Below are 26168 nucleotides of genomic sequence, written 5' to 3' on the forward strand. Positions count from 1 at the left end.
TGGCTTGGCGATTGCGTGGCGGCTAGTCGTGCGTAAGTCTTATATCAGACTGTTACCGCCCAGGGATGTTCGTTTGGATTTGCCCGAAACGCCATGTGCAAGCTTCAGATACAAACAACGCCCCGTCTAGGACGGCGTTGTGTGTTCAGGCGCCTGTTACTTCTTGGCGGCTGGTGCGTCAGGGGCTTCAGCCTTGGCTGGGTCCTTGATGGCCAGCAGTTCCAGGTCGAAAACCAGCACGGAGTTGGCTGGAATCGCCGGGCTCGGGCTCTGGGCGCCGTAGGCCAGGTCGGACGGGATGTACAACTCGACCTTCTCGCCGACGTGCATCAGTTGCAGGCCTTCGACCCAACCCGGGATCACGCCGCTGACCGGCAGGTCAATCGGGCTACCGCGATCCACGGAGCTGTCAAATGTGGTGCCGTTGGTGAGTTTACCGGTGTAGTGAACAGTCACCACGTCAGTCGGCTTAGGCTGGGCGCCATCGGCTTTCTTGATGATCTTGTACTGCAGACCGGAAGCGGTGGTGACGACGCCGTCTTTCTTGGCGTTGTCTTCGAGGAATTTCTTGCCGGCGGTAGCCGACTCTTCGCTCATTTTGGTCATGCGTTCTTCAGCACGCTTTTGCAGTGCGGCGAACGCTTCTACCAGTTCGTCGTCTTTGAGCTTCTGCTCTTTCTTGCCGACGGCATCTTCGATGCCCTGGGCTACTGCTTTGGAGTCCAGGTCATCCATGCCTTCTTGAGCAAGGCTTTTGCCCATGTTCAGGCCGATGCCGTAGGAAGCTTTCTGCGCCGGGGTTTTCAGCTCTACGCTGGTCTGCGAATCACAACCCGCAAGTACCAGGCTAACCAGGGCCACCGCCGCCGCCAACCGATGCTGTTTCATGCTATTTCCTTGTTCATGCGCCAATAGGGCATTCGAATAAAGTCGCGAGCTTATCAGGCGGCCACGACCAATGGCTACCGGCATGTGAGCAGGAAACTTCCGATAAGTTCACGTGTTTAAAAGCATTTTCATTCATGATGAGCCCCCGCGAAGGATCGCGGGACCGCCTGCCAACAGGCTCATGGCCACTTGCCGCACTTGTGCCGTAGTGGCATAACAACGCGACAACTCGACAAGGAAAGTTATCTTGCGCATTTTTTCCCGTGTTTTACTCCTGATATTCACCCTTCTGGTGCTGTTGCTGGCCGTGGTGCTCTATTACACCGTCAACCCCAAGCTACCGGACTACGTGCCTGTGGAGCAGGTGCACTACCAGGACCAATGGAGTGCCGCCGACCGCCAGACCTATTACTTCACGCCCCAGGGCACTCAAGTAAAAGGCCTGCATTACGACTGGTTCACCGCCCTGGAACTACCGTTCTCCGAGGGGCGTTTTGCCACGCCCCAATACCTGGCGCGCTTCGGCTTCCTGGTGGATCCCAAGCAAGTGCCCACAACACAAAATCCCGGCAACCTGCCGGTAGGGTTTGCCCGCCATAAAAACCCCGGCAGCAACGTTGAGTACCTGGATATCACCTGCGCCGCCTGCCACACCGGCGAATTGCACTTCAAGGACCAGGCGGTGCGGATCGACGGCGGCTCGGCGCAACACGTGCTGCCGTCCAGCGTGCCCACCCTGCGCGGCGGCAGCTTCGGCCAGGCCCTGGTCGCCAGCCTCGCCGCGACCTATTACAACCCCTGGAAATTTGAACGCTTCGCCCGCCAGGTGCTGGGCGACCGTTACGAGGCCGAGCACAGCCAGCTGCGCCAGGACTTCAAGCAGTCGCTGAACCAATTCCTCAAGGTCGCCTGGAACGACACCCACCGTGGCCTCTACCCCACCGAAGAAGGCCCGGGCCGTACCGATGCGTTTGGCCGCATCGCCAACGCCAGCTTTGGCGACGCCATTTCCCCGGACAACTACCGGGTCGCCAACGCACCGGTGGACTACCCGCAACTGTGGAACATCTGGACCTTCGACTGGGTGCAATGGAACGGCTCGGCCCAGCAGCCTATGGCACGCAATATCGGCGAAGCCCTCGGCGTGGGCGCGACCCTGACGTTTTTCGATGGCGCGGGCCAGCCCCTTCAGGGCGATGCACGTTATCCGTCCAGCGTACGCGTGCGCGACCTCAACCTGATCGAAGAAACCCTGCAACGCCTCCAGCCGCCTACCTGGCCCGAGGATTTGTTCGGCGCCGTCGACAAGCCTCTGGCCGCCCAAGGCCGAGCGCTGTTCGCCGAGAACTGCGCCGGCTGCCATGTGCCCACCGTCAGCCAGGAAGGTGGTCGCCCGGTGCAAACCCTGAAAATGCTACCGGTGGACTACATCGGCACCGACCCCGGCACTGCCAGCAACATCGCCGACCAGCGCTACGACCTCAGCGCCCTGCAATGGGACCCGGCGGAGCTGGCCAAGCTGAATGTCCAATTGCACCCGACACCGACCGAGCCCCTGGACCTGAAAAAAAATGTCTGTGGCCAAGGGCCTGGCCTATGTCACCGCCTTTGTCGAAGACCACGCCTACCGCGCCGCCGGTGTCACCCCGGCCGAGCGCCCGCGCCTGGATGGCTACGGCCTGCCGATTGGCGTGCGCGAGCTGCGCGCCTACAAGGCACGCCCACTGGCCGGCGTGTGGGCCACGCCGCCGTTTTTGCATAACGGGTCGGTGCCGACAATCTACCAATTGCTCTCGCCCCAGGACGAGCGCAGCACCACCTTCTATAAAGGCACCTTCAATTACGACCCGCGCCATCTCGGTTTCGAGACCACGGCGTTCAAGAATGCCTTTGTCTTCGATACCAAAATCACCGGTAACCACAACAGCGGCCACGAATTCCGTGCAGGCGCTCGTGGCAACGGCGTCATCGGCCGTGGCCTGCTGCCGCAGGAACGCTGGGCGCTGCTGGAATACCTCAAAGTGCTGGGCGGCCCGCTGGAGCAACAACTGCCATGATGATCCGATCTCGATACGACCAACCGTCCCTGCTCGCCCGCCTGTGGCTGCGCATCGGGAGATTCCTCGGCAAGAGCTTGCTGTGGCTGGTGGGCCTGGGCTTGCTCGGCTGGCTGGCCGCTACCGCCTGGTACGCCTGGCAGCACAGCGGGCCGGTGTCGCCCAACGAGCAGATCCCGCCGGGTGAAGCGGGGATGACCCAGGGCATCATCCAGACTGCCGTGCGCATCGTCGATCAGCACCGCGAGGGCACGCGCTACCTGCGCGATGCCCACGCCAAGGCCCACGGTTGCGTGAAGGCCGAAGTCAGCGTGTTGACCGACCTCGACCCGGCGTTGCGCCAGGGTGTGTTCGCCGAACCGGGCAAGACCTGGCAGGCGACGATGAGATTGTCCAACGGCAACGCCTACCCGCAGTTCGACAGCATTCGCGATGCCCGTGGCATGGCGATCAAGTTGCTTGATGTGCCGGGCAAACAGTTGCTCGCCGATCAACAAACCCGTGCCGAACAGGACTTCGTGATGTTCAGCCATCCGAACTTCTTCGTCAGCGATGTGGCGGAATACGCGCAGAACATCGGTGCCCAGGCGGATGGCAAGAAAGTCATGGCGTTCTTCCCCAAGGCCGACCCACGCAGTTGGCAAGTGCGCCATCTGTTTATCGCCCTGGCAACCCTGGCGCCCGCACCGGCCAGCCCGACGCAGACCACGTACTTTTCCGTATCGCCCTACAAGTTCGGCGCGGCCAACGCCAAGTTCCGCGTTGCACCCGACCCGCAGAGCTGCCCGGAATACGCGCTGCCCAAGCAGAACCAGGACCTGCCGAACTTCCTGCGCAGCGCCCTGAACCAGCAGTTGTCCACCGACCGCGTGCCGGCCTGTTTCGTGTTGCAGATCCAGCGGCAGAACCCGCAGAAATTCATGCCGATCGAAGACACCAGCATCGAATGGAAGGAGAGCGACGCGCCATATGAAAGCGTGGCCAAGGTGCGGATCCCGGCCCAGGATTTCGATACGCCTGAGCTGAACATCGCCTGTGACAACCAGTCATTCAACCCCTGGTTTGGCGTGGCGGAGCACCGCCCCATCGGCGGCATCAACCGCTTGCGCAAGGCAGTGTACGAGGCCGTCAGCGACTATCGTCACAGCCGGAACGCGCCGTAGAAGACGCACTGTCGGGCGCGGGTTCGTTGATCACCAGTTCCTCGGGGATTTCATCCACCCGAGGATCGAGCACAGCGGCCATGGCGCCCATCGGGTGTTCCGGCATAGCCACGTGGTGCAGCGGCGCGCCCTCGACGAGGTATTCGCCGGTGACTTTCCTGGGCTGCACACGCCAGATCAGCAACAGCGCGCAGGCCGAAAACAGCATGTAGAACGCACCGTGGCCGTAGCTGTTCATCAGCGCCCCGCTCAGCATCGGCCCCAGGCTGGCGCCGATGCCGTGAGTGGCAAGCATCATCGCGCTCAACGGCACGCGCCGGGGTTGCTCGACGTTGTCATTGGCCAGCGCCACCGCCAACGGGTAAAGCGTGAACAGCAGCAAGCCGCTGAGAAAACCAAACAGCAGCAACACGGCGTAAGGCAATGGCACCAGCCCCCACAGCGGGATCACCAGCAGCCCCAAGGCCAGGGCGCAGGCGCGAATCAGCCGTGAGCGATCAATGCGATCCGACAGCCAGCCGATCGGCCACTGGCCGCAGAGCCCGGCAAAAATCGACACCGCGACAAAGGTGCTCGCCTCGGCGGTGCTCAAGCCGTTGCGCGTGGCAAACACCGGGGCCAGGGCATAGAACGCGCCGATCATCAGGCCGGTGACAAACACCGTGGTCAGCGCCTGCGGCACGCGCTGCCAGAAAAACCCGATTTCCAGTGGCGCCGCCACCAGCTTGGCCGGGTGCAGACGCTTGGTCATGGTCACCGGCAGCAGGCAAGCGGCAAAGCAGATCGCGACGATCACCAGCGGCTTGAAATCCAGCTCCGGGCGCCAGATCAACACGCCCTGCCCCAGCATCAACCCCAGGGACACAGCCACCATGTAACCGGCGAATACGGCGCCGCGCTGGTTGTTTTCCGCCTGCTCATTGAGCCAGCTCTCGATGACCATGTACTGGTTCATCATCACCAGCCCCATCACGAAACGCAGCGCCAACCAGAACTCCAGTTGCTCGAACAGCACATGCAACAACACGATGATGGTAGCGGCCCCGGCGCAGGCCACATACGAGCGCACATGCCCGACACCGGCGATCATGCGGTGGCCGAATTTGGCGCCACACACCATCCCCCCGTAGTACGCCGCCGTCAGCGCACCGATCCACACTTCATTGATGCCCTGGCTGCTCAGGCGCAGGCCGATAAAGCTGAAAAACAGCCCGTTGCCGGTAAGCATCAGGATGGTGGCACTGTACAGCGCCGGAAAGGTCAGGAAGGTCAGGTTCATGAGGGCAATCGAAAGTTAAGGAGAGCTGTTCAAGTGGCTGGCATGGGCCAGCAACCATTGACGAAAACTGCGCGCCGCCGAGGGCGGGTTGCGGTGATGAGGTTGCATCAGATGCAGCCGACCACGGCTGTGCATGGTGTGTGGCAAGGCCATTTGCAGGCGCCCGGCAGCCAGTTCGCCGTCCAGCAGGCTCTTCCAGCCCAGCGCGACCCCATGGCCCATCACCGCCGATTGCATCAACAGTTGATAGCTATTGGTGCGCAACGCATGGCGCGGCGTGTGGTAGTGGGCGCCGACGTCGGCAAACCAGTCGGTCCAGGTCAACCAGTCGTGGTAGTGGTCCTCGACGATCAACAGGGTATGGGCGTGCAGCAGGTGTTGCAGGTCGCGAATCGGGCCGTGGCGTTCGATGTAGCCTGGGCTGCACACGGTGATAACTTGCTCGCTGTCGAACACCGGCGTCAGCTCCAGGCCGTGGGGTGCAGGCAGTTCATCGAGGTGATAGAACAGGCCCAGGTCGTACTCGCTCACATCCAGGTGGCTGGGGCTTTCGCTGCACAGGATGCGGATGTCCAGGTCCGGGTGTTCGCGCTGGAACGCCGGAAGCAACGCGGCCAGCCAGATGGAGCTGATGGTGGGCGTGCTGGCCAGGGTCAACTGGCGATCGGCACCGCGACGGCGCAACTCGGCGGACTCGCGGTCCAGTTCGCGCAACAGGCGCTGGATGGTGCGGAAATAACGCACACCCGCCGGCGTGAGGCTCAGGCCCAAGGCCAGTCGATAGAACAGCGGGCGGGCCAGGTCTTCTTCCAGGCGTTTGATCTGGCGGCTGACCGCACTCTGGGTCAGGTTCAGTTCATGGGCGGCCTGGGTAAAGCTCAAATGGCGGGCGGCCGCTTCGAAGGTCTGCAGACAGTTCAGCGGGGGAAGATCGACGTTTCGGCGCGACATGAGCGATTCCAATGGCAAACACGGGCCCAGGTTTACCCAGGCCCGCAGAGATCACGTGGGCAAGCATCCTGCCAGTTGCTCACTTACAGCGCGACCCTGGCCACGCGTTTGCTCCATTGCCGGCGGTGTTCCAACTGGCCGTTTTCCCAGGCCGTCTGCTCCGCGTCGACGTAGAACCACTCGGCGTCAGCGTGCACGCTCAGGCGGCTTTCCACCTCCACACACCACTCGTCGCGGCCCACGCGGTAGTGCCACTCAATATCGGCACGGGCCGACAGAGGGTCCCACGGCAAGGTGCGATATTGCTCGGTGCAACGCTGGTCCACCGACAACCCGTGGTCGGTGAAGCGCACCGCGCCCAGGTCGTCCTCGATCTTCACACAGACTTCGCCACTGCCCACATCCTCAATCAACGTGCGTTTCGGCGCGGCGGCGCGCAGCACTTCCAGCGCCGCCGGTGTGGCAGCTTGCGGCGCCTCGAACGGGCATTCCACCGCGTCGCCGATAAACACCGGCAGTTGCAAGCGCTGCAGGGTGGGCAGCAACGTCAAGGTGGTCAGCTCACGGCTGGGCCACAGCAACGGGAAACTGGCGGTGCTCAAGGCCAGGCGCAAACGGTAACCCGCCGGCAGGCGCATGCCGATATGGTCCAGGCTCAGATGCACATCCATCGGCTCGCCCGGTACTACTGGGGTTACGTGGGAAAAGTCCTCGCGCAGGTTGAGATTAAGGACACCGTAGGTGATCTGCGTGACCTGCCCGTCCGGCGCCACGGCATTCAGCCGCGCCATCAATTGGCCGCAAGCTGTGTCGCTGGCCAGGCGCAGCGTCAGGCGCGCATCGCCCAGCAGCGCTAGGGGTTCAGTCAGCGGTTGGGAGTCGAAACACAGTGAATGGGCGTCATCCCGGCGCTGATCCGTCGGTCCATCGGGGCCAAACCAGATGGCGCAGTACTCGCCCTGGTGCAGGCCAGTGGTCAGCGGCGAAAAAATGCTGCGCGGTGTTGCCAAGGGTTGGGCGCCACGGCTCAGCCCTTGCTCACCGAGGTTGAAATCGGTCCACTGCACCTGGGGATCCGGCCAGCCGGCAGTCTGCACCCAGATACCCGGCCGCTCAGCGTAACTGCCCTTTGGCGGCAGAATATCCTGTAGGTAAAAAGTGCAGGATGCGTCGTTCATCACTCCATTATCGATGCCCTTCAGCCAGTGATCCCACCAGCGTTTGGCTTCTTGCAGGAAGCCGATGGCCGGATTGGGCACCGCGAAGTGTGGGTATTTGTGAATCCACGGACCGATCATGGCCTTCTTCGGCCCCGGCAGGTGTTCCATCAGGCGCGAAACGGTGTTGCGGTAGGCGTCGCCCCAACCGCCGACGGCATACACCGCTGCCTTGATTTTCGAATAGTCCTCGCACACCGAGCCGTGGCGCCAGTAGTCATCGCGGGTCTGGTGTTGCAACCAGGTTTCGGCGAGCAGTGGCATGGCCTCCAGGCGTTGGTGCCAGAGGCTTTTCCAGTCGTCGCCGACCAGCAAGGGGTCGGGCACGGCGGCGCTGAAGTTGAGCATGGTCGCGGCCCAACCGAAGTTCTCCATCAACAGGTTGCCGCCCTTGTAGTGGATGTCGTCGGCAAAGCGATCATCGGTGGAGCACAGGGTGATGATCGCCTTCAACGCCTCGGGCTGGCGCGCTGCGACTTGCAGGCCGTTGAAGCCACCCCAGGAGATGCCCATCATGCCGACGTTGCCGTCGCACCAGGGTTGCCGGCACAGCCAGTCGATCACTTCGAGGGCGTCATCCTGCTCCTGCAACAGGTATTCATCGGCCATCAGGCCTTGGGATTCGCCATTGCCACGCATGTCCACCCGGACACACACATAGCCTTGCCCGGCCATCCACGGGTGAGTCAGCGCATCACGCACGGCGGTGCCGTCACGCTTGCGGTACGGCAGGTATTCCAGGATCGCCGGGAAGGCCTGCGAACCCGCGACCTCCGGCAGCCAGATACGCGCAGCCAAGTGCGTGCCGTCTTTGAGTGGGATAAGACAATGCTCGATTTCACGCACGGTGTAGGCAAATTCGGTGACGATTTCCATCAGTAACTCCAGCAGCGGTTCTATCGATCAGCGGGCAAAGTCCGGCACAGGGCCGGCGCCACGCACATCCGTCTCGGCGGTCGGCTGGAGGCTTTTCACGTCCAGCAATAGAGGGTTTTTCAACCAGAAGATCAGCGAGGTACTGGCCAGCAACACCAGGATCATCCCCGGCAAGCCACCCAGGTTGGAAAGCATCTTCACCCCGTCGATGCCGACAAAAGCGACCATCACCCACGACACCGTGCCGATGATCACGCCCCAGACGATCTTCAACATCGGGTTGCCGTCCAGGTCCGAGTCGGCGGTCACGCCTTTGCTGCACAGGTTGGCGATCACGTCGGTGCTGGAGTCTGCGGCGGTAACAAACGAGATAAACGCCACGAACAGCAGAAACGCGATCATCAGGCCGCTGGCGGGCAACTGCTGGAACATCTGGTACAGCACGTGCTCGACGCCCTGCTCGTTCAGCACGCGGTTGAGGCTGCCATCGCCCAGCGCGTCGAAATACAGGCTGCTGCCGGAGAAAATGCAGATCCACACCGCCGTGAACAGCGCCGGGTACAGCATGTTGATATGGATGAATTCACGCACGGTATAACCACGCCCGATCTTGCCGAGGAACAGCGCACTCACCGGCGCCCAGGCAAACCACACCGACCAGTAGAACACCGTCCAACTCTGTGGCCAGGTGTCGCCACTGCTGGCACCGGTGAACAGGCTGCGGCTGAAAAAGGTGTCGAGGTACACGCCGAGGGACTCGACGCCGAGACTGAACATGTACAACGTCGGCCCGCACAGCAGCACAAACAGCCCCAGCGCGAGCATGATCCAGGCGTTGAACGACGACAGCATCACAATGCCGCGCTGCAAGCCACTGGCGGCCGACGCGACAAAGGTGATGACGATGATTGCGATGATGACCGCCAGGCGCAACGGCGTAGTTTCGCCGCCGATGTACTGGCTCAGGCCACCCGCTAACGTCAGCGCGCCGGTGCCCAGGGATGACGCCATACCGGCCACCAGGGCGAACATCGCCAGGGTGTCGATCAACCCGGCATAGCGCTTGACCCGCGCAGGGCCCAGCAACGGCTCAAGCATGGCACCGATAGAAAATTGGCTGCGACGGTTGTAGAACACCAGCGCAAACACCAGCGAAGGCACCAGGTAAATCGCGTAGGGGGTGATGGTCCAATGCAGGAACATCGTCGACATTGCGAAGCTTTTTGCGGCACCGCTGCCCGCTTCAATCGGCAGGCTGGTGGGCGGCGAATACAGGTGGTAGAGCGGTTCGGCGGTGGTCCAGAACAGCACGCCCACGGCCAGCGTGGTGCACAGCGCCACCATGAACCAACGCCACTTGCTCAGCAACGGCTGCGCATCTTCGCCGCCGATTCGCACGTTCCCGAGTGCGGAGAAGTAGACGATCGCTGTCAGCACCACCATGGCAAAAGAGCCGGCGCTGAACAGCCAGGAAAAGTTTTTCAGGATCAGGTTATTGAGCTGCTTGCTGACCGCAAGGAATGCATTGAGGTCGACGTAGCTGGCGATCACCGCTGCCAGCAGGATCAGAAACGTTGGCCAGAACACCAACGGACGTAATGGATATTTCATACAGTGCCATTCCCCTTGCAGACTATTTTGTCGCCTTGACAGGCCATTATTTTAGAAAGCGGGCACCGCAGCATCTTGCTGCCGGTCGCTCCCATGGAAGTCTTTGCCTGGCAATAGATAACCGTTTAAGCGGCAAGGGGTGCAATCGACCAATGGGCATGGGGGTATTCCGTCAGGTCATGGCGCACCAGCACGGTTCAGGGCAACTCGATTCAGTGAACCGAAGCTCCGGGGTGTTCAGGACCTCGTGGGGTTGTTCAAACCCCAGCCGGATGCAGAATCCAATGAGGTGAGAGCTGACAGGGAAAACCACGTAACGGCGTGCGAAATTAGAGGTGCGTTCGTACGAAAATAGCGAAGGAAGGCATATGCAAGATCTTCAGGACGAAAAAAAGCCCGCTCATTGAGCGGGCTTCTTATGGTTACCTGGCGTTCAGTGTTCCAGGTTACCGAATATGGCGCAGCGGACGGGACCATGGCTCATCCTCTAACTGACTGAAAAATCAAAACTTTGAACGCTCAGCGTTACGTCTGTGGCCTTTATTGTGTACTCAAAGCTCGGCGCTGTAAATTATGCTGCGAAAGAAATGTCTGATCTACAGGTCGAGCGCGAATCAAGCACATCGAAATTCAGTAGCGGCCAAGGTGCGGGCGAGCTGATCGAAGCGTCTCCTGTTAAGCTGTTGCGCTCTTTGCCATTGTATTCGTCGTATGGGTCATCTGCCTCCCGCCTAGCCAAGTCAGTCATCCCGTGTTAGAACGCCCGTACACTGTGTGGAAGAATCAATTTCCATTTCCTTAAGGCATTTGCGCTCAGGAATTCTCAATACATCCGGCCACATGCCCCGCACAAATGCATCAATTGTTCGGGATATTTCGTATGGCATTCGCTACCCCGCCCGACCTTGCTAGGGCAGTTCATCCCATTCAGCCTCTGGCGCTTAGTTACGTTAAAGGCGTCGAGATCGAGCCGCATGTGCATGAGTGGGGGCAGTTACTCTATGCGGAAAGCGGCGTCATGCTCGTCGACACGCCCAGCTCGGCGCTCTTAGTGCCACCACATCGGGCGGTGTGGATTCCACCACACGTCCATCATGGCGTCAGTGTGGTTTCCGATCTCGAGATGCGGAACATCTACCTACACACAGAATTGGCTAAGCAAATTGGCAGTGAGCTGGCAGTTGTGGAAGTTACTCTGCTGTTGCGCGAACTGATCAGACGCCGCGTTAGCTTGACGCCTTGTGAAAGCGAAGCCTACAGAGAAGCACTGGATGGGTTTCTAGTAGTTGAGCTACGACGTTCAAGCTCCGCTCTCTTGCAGGCACCGATGCCGGCAAATGGAGACCGACGATTACGTAGCCTTTGCAACGAAGTCTTGCGTGCTCCCTCTTTGGATATCTCATTCGAGCAGCATGCGGATGTGATCGGCGCCAGTACTCGCACGCTCGCGCGACTGTTCAAGACGGAGCTAGGGCTCACCTTTAGCGAGTGGAGAAGAACAGTGCAGTTGGCCTACGCAGCGGCGCGCTTGTTGGAAGCCGTACCAGTCAAGTCAGTTGCAGCCGAACTGGGCTACAACCTAAGCAGCTTCAGTGAAATGTTCAAGCGTGCCACAGCGGTTACACCATCTGTCTATGCTGCCACTCATCTGCAAAGGTGAGACCAGGCTGTCCGATAGACGTAACTATCTGGCAGGCAGGGAAAAGTGGGTGACTCTAAGCTGGCCATGTATGTTCACTTAAGGCCCCGACATGAAAGCATTGCAGTTCACTACCACAGGCAGTGTAGACAACTTAAAACTCATCGAATTGGCAGTACCCTCTCCCGCTGCAGATGAGGTTCTCATTCGGGTGAAAGCCGCGGGCCTCAATCCCAGTGACCTCAAGAACGTTCTAGGCCGCTTCTCCTACACTACCCTCCCTCGCGTCCCTGGTCGAGACTTCGCGGGCATCGTAGAACAGGGCCCGTCAGAGCTCATCGGCGAAGCGGTATGGGGGACAGGCAAAGGTCCTGGGTTCCTGAGTGATGGGTCTCACGCCGAGTTTCTGGTTGTACCTGCGAGCGGTGTAGCGCTAAAGCCCAACAGCTTGTCTTTCGCTCAGGCCGCCGCGATCGGCGTACCGTTCACAACGGCCTACGATGCCGTGGAACGCACCGGTATAAAGCAGGGTACGACCTTCCTTGTAATAGGCGGCAATGGCGCCGTTGGGACGGCCGCTCTTGCCCTCGCGAAGATTAAGGGGGCACGGATTCTTGCTGCTGTGCGCCGGGCTGATCAGGCAAAGGCTTTACAGGGAAAAGGCTACGAAACGATCTTGCTTGATACAGCAGAGTCGCTCGCCAGCCAAGTCTCTGAAGTATTTCCAGGTGGTGCGCAAGTCATCTTCGACACTACTGGAGGCTGGTTACCAGCTTCCATATCGGCCCTTGCAAACTTCGGGCGCATCGCAATAATCGCTGCGCCGGTTGACGGCATTATCAGTCTCCCCGCTCTGGCATTCTATCGGAAAGGCGGTGTTCTTGTCGGCGTGAACTCTCTTCTTTACGACAACACTCAATGCGCGGCCATGTTGAAGGATTTCGGCCACTACTTCGATGAGGGTGAACTCCTCCCGCCTGAAGGCGTGAAAGAGGTAGCGCTGGTAGATGGCATCGCGCAATACAAAGCCATCGAAGCAGGTAGCAGCGACAAAACCGTACTTATTCCTTAAGGGTTCGAGCGGCGTAGAAGAAAGGTCTGTTCATGGTGTGAATTGAGTGCGTCTCGCCAATGGGTACCAACTTACAAGCGGCGATCCAAGTGCCGGCCACGAAAGTGAGCCTTTTTGCAGTATTAGCCATACTGCGCAGCCTGCTCAAAAGCATGTTTCGTGTCGAGACCACCACTAAAAAAAACCATTGAAAGACAATGCGTTACCGCTAAAATTTAACCATAAAGTAGATTAGATTATGCAATTGACCCGTCTTCGCCTAGATATACTAGCCAAGTCCCATCTAATAAACGGATAATCAAAATTAAGACGCCACATATATTATAACTCCTTCGCGACACGCGAGTGAGCAAAATAGAAACAAACGGCCGGCCTCGCAATTGCAACCAGCATCAAAATAAAATGTTTTGAGGTCGTTACAAACTCACAAGAGACCATTGCACATGCTCCTCCAGTAATATATCAGATCAAACAGCTTTATTGACCTTGCATCCGCAGCAACTCGTTGAACTGGATAGTTCTTCTGCGAGCACTCCAAAGTGACAGAACACCTCTGTAAAAGAGTTGCAGCTTTAATGAAATTGAGATTTATAATGGGGTATGTGGCAGACGGGATGAAAAATTGTCGCCTCGACATTTCAGATCTGCCTTACAGATTACGATTAATCTTTCTGTCCAATAGTGCCTTAGAGAAGGCGATATTCTTTCGATAGAGTCGCTGAGATCGCGGTTTCGCCGGGTCTTCGCAACAACCTTGCAACAGGTAGAAATCTGAATTGGAGAGCCGCAGATGCAGTCTTTTCCATACTATCCAGCATGCCCGACTGTTTATGTTCACGTTAAGAACTTTGATGTCATCGACAATGCCGTTGGCATTATCGTCGATGGCGTGAAGCCCCGTAAACGAGGCGAACTAGTCGCTACGCTTTTTTAACCTCCGTAAATGGCCCGTTCTTTTAACCGTAAGCGTCCGGGAAAATCTTCAATGAAAAGCACATCAACGCAAGTGACAACGTATAGCGCTCCGCTCTTAACGGCGCGAAGGTTTTTGTCATTCGCATTGGCGCTGTTGCTTTCGGGATGCTCCTTCGGCGATCTCAAGCCACATTCGCAGCTCATGCAGCCAGATGACGTCGGCGAGACGCTCGCAAGCGACGGGATGAAACTCTCCCCCGCAACCTGGCCCACGCAAAACTGGTGGAGCAGCTACCGGGACCCCCAGCTCGATGACCTTGTACATGAAGCACTCGCGGACAGCCCGACGCTCCTATCCGCAGCGGCCCGTGTCCACCAGGCCGGTGCGCTCGAGGCAGTAGAGGGAGCCCAACTGCTCCCCAGTCTCAGCGCTGCAATAAGCGTCACCCGCGAAAGATTCAGTTCCAACGGCACGACCCCCGACCCCGCTCGAGGTACCTGGCAGCGCGTTCACCAAGGGACGTTGAGCGTCGGTTATGAACTCGACTTCTGGGGCAAGAACCGCTCTGCGGTCGAGGCGGCAATCGGACGCCGCCGGGCGCTGGAAGTCGATGAGCAGGCCACAACGCTGATTCTCTCTTCCACGATCGTGCAAACATACATTGCTCTGCAAAACACCTACGAGCAGATCGATGTTGCGCAGGCGCTGCTCCAGCAGCAGGAACAGATTGAAGAACTGACAAAAAAACGCTTCATCGCCGAGCTCGGCACTGAGATTGATATCAAGCAATCTCAGGCGTCTTTACCCGCGACCAGAGCGTATATCGCAGCACTTAGGGAGGCGGTCGAACTTAATCAGAACAAGCTTGCGTCATTGCTTGGCAAAGGGCCTGACCGTGGTCGCTCCATCTCCCGACCGCGTCTACAACCCAGTGACACGTTCATGATGCCTACCAACATTCCCGCCGAGCTGATCGGCCATCGGCCTGACGTCGTGGCGCAACGCTGGCGAGTGGAGGCCTCCCACCACGAAATTGAAGTGGCCAAGGCCCGCTTCTATCCGGACGTGAATCTTAGTGCCTTCATCGGCATGCAAAGCTTGGCACTAGCTACGTTCAATGATCACAGCAGCCGTATTCTGGGTGTCGCTCCGGCGATAAGCCTTCCAATATTCGAAGGCGGCCGCCTAAGGGGAAACCTTGATGCGCAGGATGCTGCATATGATCTGGCCGTTGAAAATTACAACCAGACCGTAATCAATGCGTTGCGGGACATTGCTGACCAGCTGTCCTCGCTTCGCTGGCTCAAAGAGCGCCTCAGTCAACAAGTCGAGGCGGTGGCGACGGCAGAGGCCGCTGCCGATCTCGTCAATAAACGTTATGCCGCAGGGCTTGCGACCTATCTTCAGGTGTTGACCACGCAGAACGCTACTCTCGCAGAGCGGCGTCAACTGGTAGACCTTCAATCTCGAGCGCTCTCCCTACAAGCCAACTTGAGCAGAGCCCTTGGTGGTGGATATCTACCCGAAATGCCAAAACCCGCCGACAACTCTTCCGTAGCAGATAACTCATGACGCGCATGACTCCCTCCGCAACTGATAATGCCGCGCGCAAGGCTTCCGTCTGGCCTCGCATCGTTCTGACCCTGGTAATCCTGCTACTGGTGGTGCTTCTGGGCGCCTGGTACGTGATGAAGCTCGGTACACAAACCACCGACGATGCCTATGTGGATGGCAACATTGTGCAAGTGACCTCGCAGGTCAGCGGCACAGTGAAGGTCATCAGTGCCGATAACACGGACCACGTCGATGCCAATTCACCGCTGGTGACGCTTAATGCCGTGGATGCAGAAATTCAATACGAACGCGCCCAGTCAAACCTCGCACGGGCAGTACGTCAGGCACGCACTCAGTACTATCAGGTGCAGCAATTGCAGTCTGAAGTTAGCCAGCGCCAAAATGATGTGCGCAGGGCTCAAGATGATGTTCGCAGACGTAGCCAGCTAGCCTCCAGTGGCGCCGTATCGCGAGAGGAAATCAGTCATGCCGAAGAGGTGTTGAAAAACGCTGTTGCCAGGTTGGATGGCTCTCGCCACGCGCTTGCCGTTCGTCTTGCGATGGTGGACAACACCACGCTACGTACCCATCCAGATGTCCTGGTTGCGGCGAGCAATCTGCGAGACGCCTACATTTCGCTACACCGAACCCAGATTAACTCTCCTATTTCGGGTCTGATCACTAAGCGCAGCGTACAGGTGGGCCAGCGGATCAGTCCGGGTGTGGCTCTTATGTCGGTTGTTCCCGTCGATCAAGTCTGGGTAAACGCCAACTTCAAGGAGTCTCAGATCGAAGACCTACGCATTGGACAACCCGTTCTGCTGAGGGCTGACGCCTACAACCGCAATGTCGTTTTCCATGGCGTTATCGTCGGGCTGGATGCGGGAACCGGCAGCGCGTTCTCGCTGATGCCAGCACAGAATGCCACGGGCAACTGGATCAAGGTGACCCAACGCGTGCCCGTGCGAATTGCACTCAAGCCAGACGAAGTGGCACGCAGCCCGTTACGCCTGGGCTTGTCTATGCGTGCCTCGGTGGACACCTCCGACACCAGCGGACCAGTCCTCAACACACGGACGCCGCCCGCGCCAGCCTACAGCACGAACATTTTCAATCACGAACTCAAAGACGCCAACGATGTCGTCGAACGGGTGATTGCTGCCAATGCAAATCGTGATCACGACTCCAGAAACATGAACTTCTGACGGGGCAACTCATGTACCGAAAGAATGCAACCTTGCTTACGACTATCGGCTTGCTCTGCGCGTTGGAATATCTTCAAGCGGGCATGATTGCTTTTGCATCGACCCCTATTCGCGGGGAAATCGACGCCAGCCCCGAGGAGTTCACAATTGTCGCGGCGCTGTACGCCTGCGTAGCAGTCGTGGTGATTTCCATGCAACGTTGGCTTGTCGAGCGGCTCGGCTGGCGCAACTTCATGCTCGGTTCCATCAGCATTTACGTAATGGGAGCAATCGTCTGCGGTGTAGGCAATGATCTAACGACTTTCACCGTCGGTCGAACGATCATGGCTCTGGGTGGCGCATCCTTCATGACGTCGGCCCGCTTAATGGTCAACCTGCTTCCACCCGGACCAGGTCGTTTTGTCGGGATCAACGCGTTCGTAATTGGCCTGACCGGGGGCACCGCTTCTGCCCCGTTCATCTCGTCCCTGGTTGTAGTGCAAGACACCTGGCATGCAATTTTCTGGGTGCTGATCGCAGGCGCTGTGATGGCCGGCTTCCTCTGCTCTCGGTTTCTTCCCGTCTCCGTAGTTCCTAAAGACGAGAGAACGTCATCAAGCCCGGCGAACATCCTGCTATTGTCAGTTAGCAGTTTTTTCCTGCTATACATTCTGCAGCGCTCTTATTATGACTTTTACAACGAAGCTTTTATTCTCATTGCATATGCACTGCTGGCAGCTCTAGGTGTATATATTTTCTTTCATGCCGAGCACCGCAAGCGCGAGCCATTTCTCAAAATCAGGGAGCTGATGCAGTCCCGCTATCTTCTCGGCGTCGCCCTGTTTTGCTTCACCTATATTGTGCTCGGCAGTAACAACTACATTCTGCCGTACTTTCTGCAGGCCGGACTCGGCTATTCGTGGGAAGCCATCGGCTCGTTTCAGGCCTACGGGTTGGTCGGTGCGCTGATAACTTGGGAAATTATGTTTATCGTAGTTCCTAAATATCCGGCTCCGAAGAAGTTTTTTTTTGGCCGGGTTCGCCGCTCTGATCGGATTCGGCTGGTTATGTTCATCGCTTACGCCCAGCGCCAACATGTGGTCCAACATCCTGCCCGCGGTGCTACTTAACGGCTGCTTTGTGATATTGGTGCTCGCGACTGCCGCCATGCAAACATTCCGCGACGTCCAGCAAACCGACACTCTGTTTGCACATGCGTATCAAATCAAAAACATGCTGGGTCAAATCGCGATGGCTATGGGGACCACGATCGCAACCTTATTTCTGCAATGGCGCACGACCACTCAGTACAACAACCTAAACGGACACCTCAGCTCAGGCGATCCGCTCTATCTTGAGCAGACCCAACATTTGACCCAGATGCTGTCTCCTCAGGTAGGTGATAGCCAAGCAGTACAAATGGCTGTGTCCACACTCTCCCAGACTTTGCTCCAGCAATCGACCCTAGTGGCGAGCATGGAGTACTTCTACCTAATCACCGTTGTGGGTTTACTGGCGCTGATTGCTTCGATGACCCAAAAAATATTCAGATAGCCAGAGAGATGGCGCGGGTATTGATGGCGTTGCGGGACCGCCGCTGCACCAGTAGTTGAAAAGATGACATCGCCAGAACGATAAGGGCCCCCCTTCAAACCGTTTACCAATGAGGATGTTATGGACCATAACCAATCTATCCCCGACAGCGCGCGCCGAGACTTTTTATGCAAAGGCCTGACGCTGATACCAGCAGTGACTTTGGCCTGTACAGGGCTTAGCGTGACGGCGAAGCAACTGATGACAGCATCCGAGGTCGCGTTGCGCGCAGAAACGAAAATCCTCGCAGCGCCGAAAATCGCCGACTATCAGCCGACTTTCTTCACGTCCGAGGAGTGGATATTTGTTCAGGCCGCCATCTCCCGAATCATTCCTGCTGACGAACACGGCCCCGGCGCCCTGGAAGCAGGCGCAGCCGTGTACATTGACCGCCAGATGAACACGCCCTATGCCTCCGGCGCACAGTGGTACATGCAGGGCCCTTTCGTCACTGACGCCCCTGCCGAAATGGGCTATCAGTTGCAATTGAACCCGCAACAGATTTACCGCCTGGGAATTGCTGCAACTGATACCTGGTGCCAGACGCAGACAAAAAAAAATTTCTCTGCGCACGACAACGCAACCCGAGATCAGATCCTCGGCAAAATCGAAACAGGAGAGCTTCATTTCGAGAAAGTGCCTGCCAAGACGTTTTTCAGCCTGTTGGTACAAAACACTCGTGAAGGATTTTTCTGCGACCCGATTCATGGTGGCAACAAGGAGCTGGTTGGCTGGCGACAGATCGGTTTCCCTGGTGCTCGCGCAGACTTTATGGACTGGGTAGAACGCAACGAACCTTACCCCTTCGCGCCTGTATCCATCCGTGGCGAGAGGGCTTGAGTCGTGGCGAATGAAATCAAGAAAGTAGACGCCGTCATCGTCGGTTTCGGCTGGGCCGGCGCAATCATGGCCAAGGAACTGACCGAAGCCGGTCTGGATGTCGTTGCACTTGAGCGCGGCCCAATGCAGGACACTTACCCTGAAGGCAACTACCCGCAGGTCATCGACGAGCTGACCTATAGCGTGCGCAAAAAGCTATTCCTCGACGTGTCCAAAGAAACCGTCACTATCCGGCACAGCGTTAACGACGTAGCCCTGCCTAACCGCCAACTCGGCGCCTTCTTGCCTGGCAAAGGTGTCGGCGGCGCCGGCCTACATTGGTCAGGGGTGCATTTTCGCGTAGACCCGATTGAGCTGCGTATGCGTAGCCATTACATAGAACGCTACGGAAAAAAATTCATTCCCGAGGGCATGACCATCCAGGATTTCGGCGTCAGCTATGAAGAGCTGGAGCCGTACTTCGATTTCGCGGAAAAGGTGTTTGGCACCTCAGGTCAGGCCTGGACAATCAATGGCCAGGTCGTTGGTGAGGGGCGGGGCGGCAACCCCTACGCTCCCGATCGCTCCAACCCGTTCCCGCTGCCGTCGCAGAAGACGGTGGTGTCGGCACAGATCTTTCAGACGGCAACAACAGAGCTGGGTTACAAGCCCTACAACCTGCCGTCGGCCAACACCTCGGGTCCTTACACCAATCCATATGGCGCGCAGATGGGGCCCTGCAATTTTTGTGGATTCTGCAGCGGCTACGTTTGCTACATGTATTCCAAGGCATCGCCGAACGTGAACATTCTGCCTGCGTTGCGCCTAGTGCCAAATTTCGAGCTTCGCACCGACGCTCATGTCCTTCGCGTCAACCTTGACAATACAAAGCATAAGGCTACCGGCGTATCCTACATCGATGCACAAGGGCGGGAAGTCGAGCAGCAAGCAGACCTAGTCATCATCGCCGCATTTCAGTTCAACAACGTTCGGCTGATGCTGCTCTCCGGAATCGGCAAGCCCTACGACCCGATTAGAAACGAAGGCGTGGTTGGTCGCAACTTTGCCTACCAGAACATGGGCACGGTCAAAGCGTTCTTCGACAAGAACACCTACACCAACAATTTTATCGGCGCTGGCGGCAACGGCGTGGCGATCGATGATTTCAACGCTGATAACTTCGACCATGGTCCGCACGGTTTCGTCGGTGGTTCGCCAATGTGGGTGAATCAGGCTGGCAGTCGGCCTATCGCCGGGGTTGCCAACCCACCGGGCACACCGGCATGGGGCAACGCCTGGAAAAAAGCCACTATCGACTATTACACCCACCAGTTATCGATGGATGCCCATGGCGCACATCAATCCTATCGTGGTAACTACTTGGATCTGGATCCAACCTATCGGGACGTCTACGGCCTGCCATTGCTGCGCATGACGTTCGACTGGCAGGAGAACGACATCAAGATGAACCAGTTTATGGTCGAGAAACTCACCAAGGTGGCTCAGGCGATGAACCCGAAAGTCATTGCAATACTAGGCAAAGAGGTCAAAGAGCATTTCAACACGGCTAACTATCAGACAACGCACCTCAACGGCGGCGCGATTATGGGCACTGATCCCAAGACCAGTGCGGTGAACCGGTACTTACAGTGCTGGGACGTTCATAACGTTTTCGTTCCCGGGGCATCGGCGTTCCCGCAAGGTCTGGGCTACAACCCCACCGGCCTGGTGGCCGCCCTGACGTACTGGTCTGCCCGTGCAATTCGCGAACAGTATCTGAAAAAACCCGGCCCGCTGGTTCAGAGTTAGGGAGCGATGAGGATGAAGGCAATATTGATCGCCGTGCTCCTATCCAGCGTATGCCTGCCTGTCATGGCAACCGAAACCGAAACCGAAGATGCGCTCATAAAAAAGGGAGAATACCTGGCGCGGATTGGCGACTGCGTGGCCTGCCACACCGCGAAGGGCGGCCAACCCTTTGCAGGCGGACTGCCTATGGAAACGCCCATTGGCGCGGTGTACTCCACCAACATCACGCCCGATGCGTGCGGCATCGGCCAATACAGTTTCGATGACTTCGATCAAGCCGTGCGCCACGGTATCGGCAAGAACGGGAGCACTCTGTACCCAGCGATGCCTTACCCCTCCTATGCACCTCTCAGCAACGATGACATGCAGGCGCTATATGTGTATTTCATGAAAGGCGTCGAGCCCGTCGCAGAACCGAACAAAGCCACGGATATCCCGTGGCCGTTGAGTATGCGTTGGCCACTATCAATATGGCGCGGGCTATTTGCGCCAGAGGTCAAAGCCTGGAATCGAACCGTCAGTGTCGACCCGGTCATCAATCGGGGTGCCTATCTGGTCGAAGGCCTAGGGCATTGCGGAGCCTGTCATACGCCCCGTGCATTGACGATGCAGGAAAAGGCGCTCAATCCCGAGGAGGGCAATCAATTTCTGGCAGGTAGCGCGCCACTCGAGGGCTGGATCGCCAAGAATCTGCGGGGCGACCATAAGGATGGCTTAGGCAGTTGGAGTGAAGAAGATCTTGCCCAATTCTTAAAAACAGGCCGCAGTGATCGAAGCTCAGTGTTCGGTGGCATGAGCTATGTAATTGAGCACAGCACACAGTACCTGAGCGATGCCGATCTGACCGCCATTGCCCGTTATCTGAAAACGCTTCCAGCCAGTGATCCGAATGACAAGCCGCATACCTATGACAAGCAGGTGGCCTATTCCTTGTGGAACGGTGACGACAGCAAGCCAGGCGCTTCGGTGTATATCGACAACTGCGCCGCGTGCCATCGCACCGACGGTCATGGGTATACCCAAGTCTTCCCTGCCCTGGCTGGCAATCCGGTAGTGCAGACGGAGGATCCGACATCGCTGATTCACATCGTACTCGTCGGCGGTACCGTACCTTCGACACAAGCAGCTCCCTCGAACTTCACCATGCCTGCATTCGCCTGGCGCTTGAACAATCAGCAAGTCGCGGCAGTGGTGAGTTTCATTCGCACGAGCTGGGGCAATCAGGGCAGCAAGGTAACGGCCAAAGACGTATCGAATTTACGTACCAGCGATATGCGAACCACTTCAGGAGATGACCTTGGTCAGGTACACAAGAACTAGGGAGTATGGGCTGACAAAGTGGTTCAGAAATGTGTCGAGTTCAACGATCCGGCGTTCCTCCTGTATCGGCATCGAATGCAACGCCGAACCGTACTACGAGCATCACGTGACCAACTGGCTGACCTACGCCAAGCCCTGATTCATTCGCCATCCGGGCGGCGTAATCAGGTCGACGATGCGTCGGCGGCCGGTCTGAAGATGAGATTCAATCTTCGTTCTGATCGACCTAATTGAATTTTCTATTTCAAAAACTAGCGTGAATGAAGCGGATTAAAGCGGTTCGAATCGACAAAGCGAAAAGAACGAAGCGTCAACTACTTAATCGTTACGGAGTAGACACTATGAGCACTGACGGTACTTTCGGTAAGGGTCGCCTGCTGCCGAGCTTGCTCGGAATGGTAATTCTGGTCATGGGCATGGCCTTGTTAGCCGGGGGTATCAAACTGCTAACCCTGGGCGGGTCGCAGTACTACCTGCTGATCGGTATCGGCTTCGTCATCACTGGCATTCTGCTGATCATGGGCCGTTGTTCGGCGCTCGGCCTGTTCGCTCTGATGCTGTTCGCGAGCACGGTCTGGGCCCTGTGGGAGGTCGGCCTGGACTGGTGGCAACTGGTGCCACGTCTTTCGCTGTGGTTCGTCCTCGGCATCCTCATGCTGCTGCCATGGTTTCGCCGCCCGTTGTTGCGCGGCCAGCCTGGCGGCATGCCGACCGTGGCGCTGAGCATTGCCGTGGTACTGGCAGGTCTGACTGCGGTTGCCAGCCAGTTCACCAGCCCCGGCGAAATCAAAGGCACCCTGGACCGCGATGACGCAGGCGTCGCCTACGATCCGCAACCAATGCCCGATGGTGACTGGCAGGCATATGGCCGCTCCGAACATGGCAATCGCTACTCGCCGCTGAAGCAGATCACCCCGGAAAACGTCGGCAAGCTGCAGGAAGCCTGGCGCATCCGCACGGGCGATCTGCCAACTGCCGAAGACCCGGTCGAACTGACCAACGAAAACACCCCACTCAAGGTCAACGGCATGGTCTATGCCTGTACGCCGCACAGCAAGGTGCTGGCGCTGGCCCCTGACGACGGCAAGACGATCTGGTCCTACGACCCGCAAATATCTAAGGAAGGCGCGAAGAACTTCACCGGTTGGGCGCACATGACTTGCCGTGGTGTGTCGTACTACGATGAAAACGCCTACGCCAAGTCCGACGTCGGCGCACCTGCCGCTTCGCTGTCCGATGCAGGCCAGGCCGTTGCCACTTCGTGCCCGCGTCGTCTTTACCTGCCGACTGCCGATGCACGCCTGATCGCGCTGAACGCCGACACTGGTAAAGTCTGCGAAGACTTCGGCAACAAGGGCGCCGTCGACCTGCGCGCCAACATCGGTCCGTTCACGGCTGGTGGTTACTACTCCACCTCTCCTGCCGCAATCACTCGTAACCTGATCATCATCGGCGGTCACGTGACGACAACGAGTCGACCAACGAGCCATCGGGCGTGATCCGTGCGTACGATGTGCACGACGGCAAGCTGGTTTGGAACTGGGACCCGAACAACCCGGACGCTACCGCACCGATCGCTGCCGACCAGTTTTACTCGCGCAATGCGCCGAACATGTGGTCGCTGGCCAGTGTCGACGAACAACTCGGCCTGGTGTTCCTGCCCCTTGGTAACCAGATGCCTGACCAATTTGGCGGCGACCGCACCCCTGGCGCCGAGAAGTACAGCGCAGGCCTAGTGGCTCTGGACGTCAACACCGGTAAAGTGCGCTGGAACTATCAGTTCACTCACCATGACCTGTGGGACATGGACGTACCGAGCCAGCCAACCCTGGTCAATCTGAAAACCAAGGACGGCGTGAAGCCGGCCGTGATTCAGCCGACCAAGCAAGGCAGCCTATACGTGCTGGACCGTCGCGATGGCACCCCGATCGTGCCGATCGACGAAGTCCCGGCGCCGACTGGTGCCGCGCAAGGAGATCACACTTCTCCGACTCAGGCTCGTTCACAACTGAACATGCTACCATCTGAGCTGACCGAAAAATCCATGTGGGGCGCTACTCCGTTCGACCAGATGCTGTGCCGCATCCAATTTAAGGAGCTGCGCTATGAAGGTCAGTACACGCCTCCGTCCGAACAAGGCAGCATCATTTATCCGGGCAACGTCGGTGTGTTCAACTGGGGCGCCGTGTCGGTCGATCCAGTACGTCAGTTGATGTTCACCAGCCCGAACAACATGGCTTTCGTGTCCAAGCTGGTATCACGTGCCAAGGTTGAAGCCGGGAGCAAGCGTGAAAGTGAAACCAGCGGCGTGCAGCCAAACACCGGCGCCCCATACGCTGTGATCATGCACCCGTTGATGTCGCAATTCGGCATGCCATGCCAGGCGCCATCGTGGGGTAATGTTGCCGCTGTCGACCTGATCACCAACCAAGTAGTCTGGAAGCACAAGAACGGCACCAGCCGCGACAACACGCCAGTGCCAATCGGCCTGCCGGTCGGCGTACCAAGCATGGGTGGTTCGATGGTGACTGCAGGCGGTGTCGGCTTCCTGGCCGGTACCCTCGACCAGTACCTACGGGCCTATGACGTGAAAACCGGAAAAGAGCTGTTCGCCGGACGTCTGCCAGCGGGGGGGCAGGCGACTCCGATGACATACACCGGCAAAGAAGGCAAGCAATACGTGCTGATCGTTGCCGGTGGACACGGTTCGCTAGGCACGCGGATGGGTGACTACATCATTGCGTACAAACTGCCGGAGTGATTGGGTAGCGCGGTACTGCAGTAAATAAAAAGGCGGTCATCGCAAGATGATCGCTTTTTTTGTGCGCTTTTCGGCGAGGGGGTTGCCGCTGACCGAAAACTGACACAACAATGGTGTTGTTACCCGGATAGGCATTGATCGGATTGTTCGTCGAAGCGGGGCGCAGCATCGGAATCGGTGTTTTGTATTTCAGGCGAAACGTGCGTGTGAGCATGCCGTTGCTGCCCGCCCTGTCGGCACTGTAGAACGGCCCGCTGAGCAGCTTCGCATCCACCACGCTCAACCCTGCATGCGTAACGCCGCCAGCAGCATGTCGTACGCCCATGCGTCGGCGCCAGCCCTTCGGAGGCCAACGTGAGCGTGCGCTTGACGCGGGTCCACCAGAAACTGCTGCCCGGTGGCCCGGGACAACGCCCGCACCACTACTTGGGTGTCGGCCTCGACGAAATTCAGCGTGACCGGTTGATCACTTAAAACCTCGTATGAGCCGTACAACCGCTCCGAAACGCAAGCAAGGGAATAATCTAAAATGCACCTCGAAGCGTAATTGCAACGTTTCGAGGATCGCCGTAATAGTAGCTCGTGGCCGCTGTCCCAATTTTCTTGTAGTAGTTTTTATCGAACAGGTTATAGCCGTTCAACTGCAAGGAATAGTTCTTATCGAAGCGGTATTCAATCATGGCATCGTAGACGGCATAGCCGCTTTGGCTAGCTTTCGCCGTGCCGCTTTGGGAGTAAATATCGCTCTGCGCTCGCACCCCTCCACCGACTTTCCAGGCGGAGAGTTCTCCGGGGAGACGGTACGCTGTAAATAGTTTGAATAAACTCTTGGGATCTGTGGAACGTATTACATTCCCAGTGTTCGCGACGGTGTCCTTGAGGTATTTCGTCGTTGTGTACGTATACCCAGCAGAAAGTTGTAAGTCGGGCAATACTTCGCCAGATACTTCCAACTCGATGCCATCGCTCCGACTTTTCCCGCCGGCGACTTGGCAGTAACCCGAGGTGTAGAGAGGAAGGCATGGGTCGGGACTCGAAACATCGTCCATTGCCTTACCGGTCTGGTTGATTCGAAAAACTGACACCGATGTATTAAGGCGTCCGCCGTAAAACTCGCCCTTTATTCCGGCCTCATAGGACTCTCCGATGACAGGCTTAAGCGGTGATCCCGAGCTATCTGTTTCAGTCTGTGGTTGGAAGATGTCCGTATAGCTGGTGTACAGGCTAAAGTTTTGATTTAAGTCATAAATCAAAGCTGCATAGGGTGTGATTTCACGATTGATGCTATTTGCAGCGCTGGGATTTGTAGGTTGGTCATATTTCCACCAGCTCACACGGGCGCCCACAATCGCCGTCAGCGGATCGGTCAGAGAGATGCGCAAGGTTGCGTACGTGCCTTCCTGCTCCGTTACTGTTTTGACGGGATCTGAAGTAATGCTGTATGCGTCCGGCCAACACA

General features: G+C 57.8%; 16 protein-coding genes and 3 pseudogenes. 11 read left to right on the top strand and 8 right to left on the bottom strand.

All coding sequences use genetic code 11. The features are described 5' to 3' along the window. Positions 1-156: 156 nt before the first annotated feature. Positions 157-888: a BamJ family beta-barrel-assembly machinery protein gene (gene bamJ, locus IQK56_RS05100; RefSeq protein ID WP_032885995.1), complete on the bottom strand. Its 732-nt coding sequence runs from the start codon at positions 886-888 to the stop codon at positions 157-159. A gap of 247 nt (positions 889-1135) precedes the next feature. Here bamJ and IQK56_RS05105 point away from each other — a divergent pair. Further along, positions 1136-2945: pseudogene (locus IQK56_RS05105) on the top strand (di-heme-cytochrome C peroxidase). After that, on the top strand, positions 2942-4108 hold the full coding sequence (locus IQK56_RS05110; protein WP_193863763.1) for a catalase family protein: 1167 nt from the start codon (positions 2942-2944) through the stop codon (positions 4106-4108). Before IQK56_RS05105 ends, IQK56_RS05110 begins: the two are co-directional and overlap by 4 nt. On the opposite strand, the gene IQK56_RS05115 is transcribed toward IQK56_RS05110, so the two are convergent. From IQK56_RS05115 to IQK56_RS05130, 4 genes are all read right to left on the bottom strand, one after another. Then, positions 4074-5387 carry an MFS transporter gene (locus tag IQK56_RS05115; RefSeq protein WP_193863764.1) on the bottom strand — a complete coding sequence of 438 codons (1314 nt, stop codon included), beginning with the start codon at positions 5385-5387 and terminating at the stop codon, positions 4074-4076. The genes IQK56_RS05110 and IQK56_RS05115 overlap by 35 nt on opposite strands. A gap of 15 nt (positions 5388-5402) precedes the next feature. Next, the gene (locus IQK56_RS05120) at positions 5403-6338 is read right to left on the bottom strand and encodes a LysR substrate-binding domain-containing protein (RefSeq protein ID WP_122306991.1); all 936 of its coding nucleotides are present in this window, start codon (positions 6336-6338) and stop codon (positions 5403-5405) included. Positions 6339-6421: 83 nt separating this feature from the next. Then, positions 6422-8431 carry a CocE/NonD family hydrolase gene (locus tag IQK56_RS05125; protein ID WP_193901581.1) on the bottom strand — a complete coding sequence of 670 codons (2010 nt, stop codon included), beginning with the start codon at positions 8429-8431 and terminating at the stop codon, positions 6422-6424. 27 nt (positions 8432-8458) lie between these two features. Further along, positions 8459-10042 carry a BCCT family transporter gene (locus IQK56_RS05130; protein ID WP_193901583.1) on the bottom strand — a complete coding sequence of 528 codons (1584 nt, stop codon included), beginning with the start codon at positions 10040-10042 and terminating at the stop codon, positions 8459-8461. 880 nt (positions 10043-10922) lie between these two features. Here IQK56_RS05130 and IQK56_RS05135 point away from each other — a divergent pair. The 9 genes and pseudogenes from IQK56_RS05135 to IQK56_RS05175 all read left to right on the top strand — a co-directional run bounded on the left by IQK56_RS05135 (position 10923) and on the right by IQK56_RS05175 (position 24709). Continuing rightward, positions 10923-11702 (top strand): AraC family transcriptional regulator, encoded by a 780-nt coding sequence (locus tag IQK56_RS05135; protein ID WP_193863811.1) that lies wholly within the window; start codon positions 10923-10925, stop codon positions 11700-11702. 91 nt (positions 11703-11793) lie between these two features. Further along, positions 11794-12753 carry a quinone oxidoreductase family protein gene (locus tag IQK56_RS05140; protein ID WP_193863812.1) on the top strand — a complete coding sequence of 320 codons (960 nt, stop codon included), beginning with the start codon at positions 11794-11796 and terminating at the stop codon, positions 12751-12753. A 985-nt stretch (positions 12754-13738) separates the two neighbouring features. Beyond that, positions 13739-15241, top strand: a complete 1503-nt coding sequence (locus IQK56_RS05145; protein ID WP_193863813.1) for an efflux transporter outer membrane subunit — start codon at positions 13739-13741, stop codon at positions 15239-15241. Further along, positions 15238-16428, top strand: coding sequence for an HlyD/EmrA/EmrK family protein (locus tag IQK56_RS05150; RefSeq protein ID WP_193863814.1), 1191 nt, complete (start codon positions 15238-15240; stop codon positions 16426-16428). Before IQK56_RS05145 ends, IQK56_RS05150 begins: the two co-directional genes overlap by 4 nt. Positions 16429-16439: 11 nt before the next feature. After that, positions 16440-17961 (top strand): annotated as a pseudogene (locus IQK56_RS05155) (MFS transporter). Positions 17962-18081: 120 nt separating this feature from the next. After that, positions 18082-18840, top strand: coding sequence for a gluconate 2-dehydrogenase subunit 3 family protein (locus IQK56_RS05160; RefSeq protein ID WP_193863815.1), 759 nt, complete (start codon positions 18082-18084; stop codon positions 18838-18840). 3 nt (positions 18841-18843) lie between these two features. Further along, positions 18844-20628, top strand: coding sequence for a GMC oxidoreductase (locus IQK56_RS05165; RefSeq protein WP_193863816.1), 1785 nt, complete (start codon positions 18844-18846; stop codon positions 20626-20628). Positions 20629-20640: 12 nt separating this feature from the next. Further along, positions 20641-21948 carry a c-type cytochrome gene (locus tag IQK56_RS05170; protein ID WP_193863817.1) on the top strand — a complete coding sequence of 436 codons (1308 nt, stop codon included), beginning with the start codon at positions 20641-20643 and terminating at the stop codon, positions 21946-21948. 341 nt (positions 21949-22289) lie between these two features. Continuing rightward, a pseudogene (locus IQK56_RS05175) lies at positions 22290-24709 on the top strand (glucose/quinate/shikimate family membrane-bound PQQ-dependent dehydrogenase). Here IQK56_RS05175 and IQK56_RS31490 read toward each other — a convergent pair. The 3 genes from IQK56_RS31490 to IQK56_RS05185 all read right to left on the bottom strand — a co-directional run. Then, the gene (locus IQK56_RS31490) at positions 24684-25034 is read right to left on the bottom strand and encodes a hypothetical protein (RefSeq protein ID WP_341869482.1); all 351 of its coding nucleotides are present in this window, start codon (positions 25032-25034) and stop codon (positions 24684-24686) included. The pseudogene IQK56_RS05175 and the gene IQK56_RS31490 overlap by 26 nt on opposite strands. Further along, a complete protein-coding gene (locus IQK56_RS31495) occupies positions 24989-25120 on the bottom strand; it encodes a hypothetical protein (RefSeq protein ID WP_341869483.1) in 132 nt (43 codons plus the stop codon). Before IQK56_RS31495 ends, IQK56_RS31490 begins: the two co-directional genes overlap by 46 nt. 113 nt (positions 25121-25233) lie before the next feature. Continuing rightward, a partial coding sequence (locus IQK56_RS05185) for a TonB-dependent siderophore receptor (RefSeq protein WP_193863818.1) occupies positions 25234-26168 on the bottom strand: 935 nt, incomplete at its 5' end.

This window comes from Pseudomonas cyclaminis, assembly GCF_015163715.1.
In the GTDB taxonomy this organism is placed as follows: domain Bacteria; phylum Pseudomonadota; class Gammaproteobacteria; order Pseudomonadales; family Pseudomonadaceae; genus Aquipseudomonas; species Aquipseudomonas cyclaminis.

Coding starts and splice junctions, on each gene's coding strand:
- bamJ (WP_032885995.1), bottom strand. CDS start 888: ATGAAACAGCATCGGTTGGCGGCGGCGGTGGCCCTGGTTAGCCTGGTA.
- IQK56_RS05110 (WP_193863763.1), top strand. CDS start 2,942: ATGATGATCCGATCTCGATACGACCAACCGTCCCTGCTCGCCCGCCTG.
- IQK56_RS05115 (WP_193863764.1), bottom strand. CDS start 5,387: ATGAACCTGACCTTCCTGACCTTTCCGGCGCTGTACAGTGCCACCATC.
- IQK56_RS05120 (WP_122306991.1), bottom strand. CDS start 6,338: ATGTCGCGCCGAAACGTCGATCTTCCCCCGCTGAACTGTCTGCAGACC.
- IQK56_RS05125 (WP_193901581.1), bottom strand. CDS start 8,431: ATGGAAATCGTCACCGAATTTGCCTACACCGTGCGTGAAATCGAGCAT.
- IQK56_RS05130 (WP_193901583.1), bottom strand. CDS start 10,042: ATGAAATATCCATTACGTCCGTTGGTGTTCTGGCCAACGTTTCTGATC.
- IQK56_RS05135 (WP_193863811.1), top strand. CDS start 10,923: ATGGCATTCGCTACCCCGCCCGACCTTGCTAGGGCAGTTCATCCCATT.
- IQK56_RS05140 (WP_193863812.1), top strand. CDS start 11,794: ATGAAAGCATTGCAGTTCACTACCACAGGCAGTGTAGACAACTTAAAA.
- IQK56_RS05145 (WP_193863813.1), top strand. CDS start 13,739: ATGAAAAGCACATCAACGCAAGTGACAACGTATAGCGCTCCGCTCTTA.
- IQK56_RS05150 (WP_193863814.1), top strand. CDS start 15,238: ATGACGCGCATGACTCCCTCCGCAACTGATAATGCCGCGCGCAAGGCT.
- IQK56_RS05160 (WP_193863815.1), top strand. CDS start 18,082: ATGGACCATAACCAATCTATCCCCGACAGCGCGCGCCGAGACTTTTTA.
- IQK56_RS05170 (WP_193863817.1), top strand. CDS start 20,641: ATGAAGGCAATATTGATCGCCGTGCTCCTATCCAGCGTATGCCTGCCT.
- IQK56_RS31490 (WP_341869482.1), bottom strand. CDS start 25,034: ATGGGCGTACGACATGCTGCTGGCGGCGTTACGCATGCAGGGTTGAGC.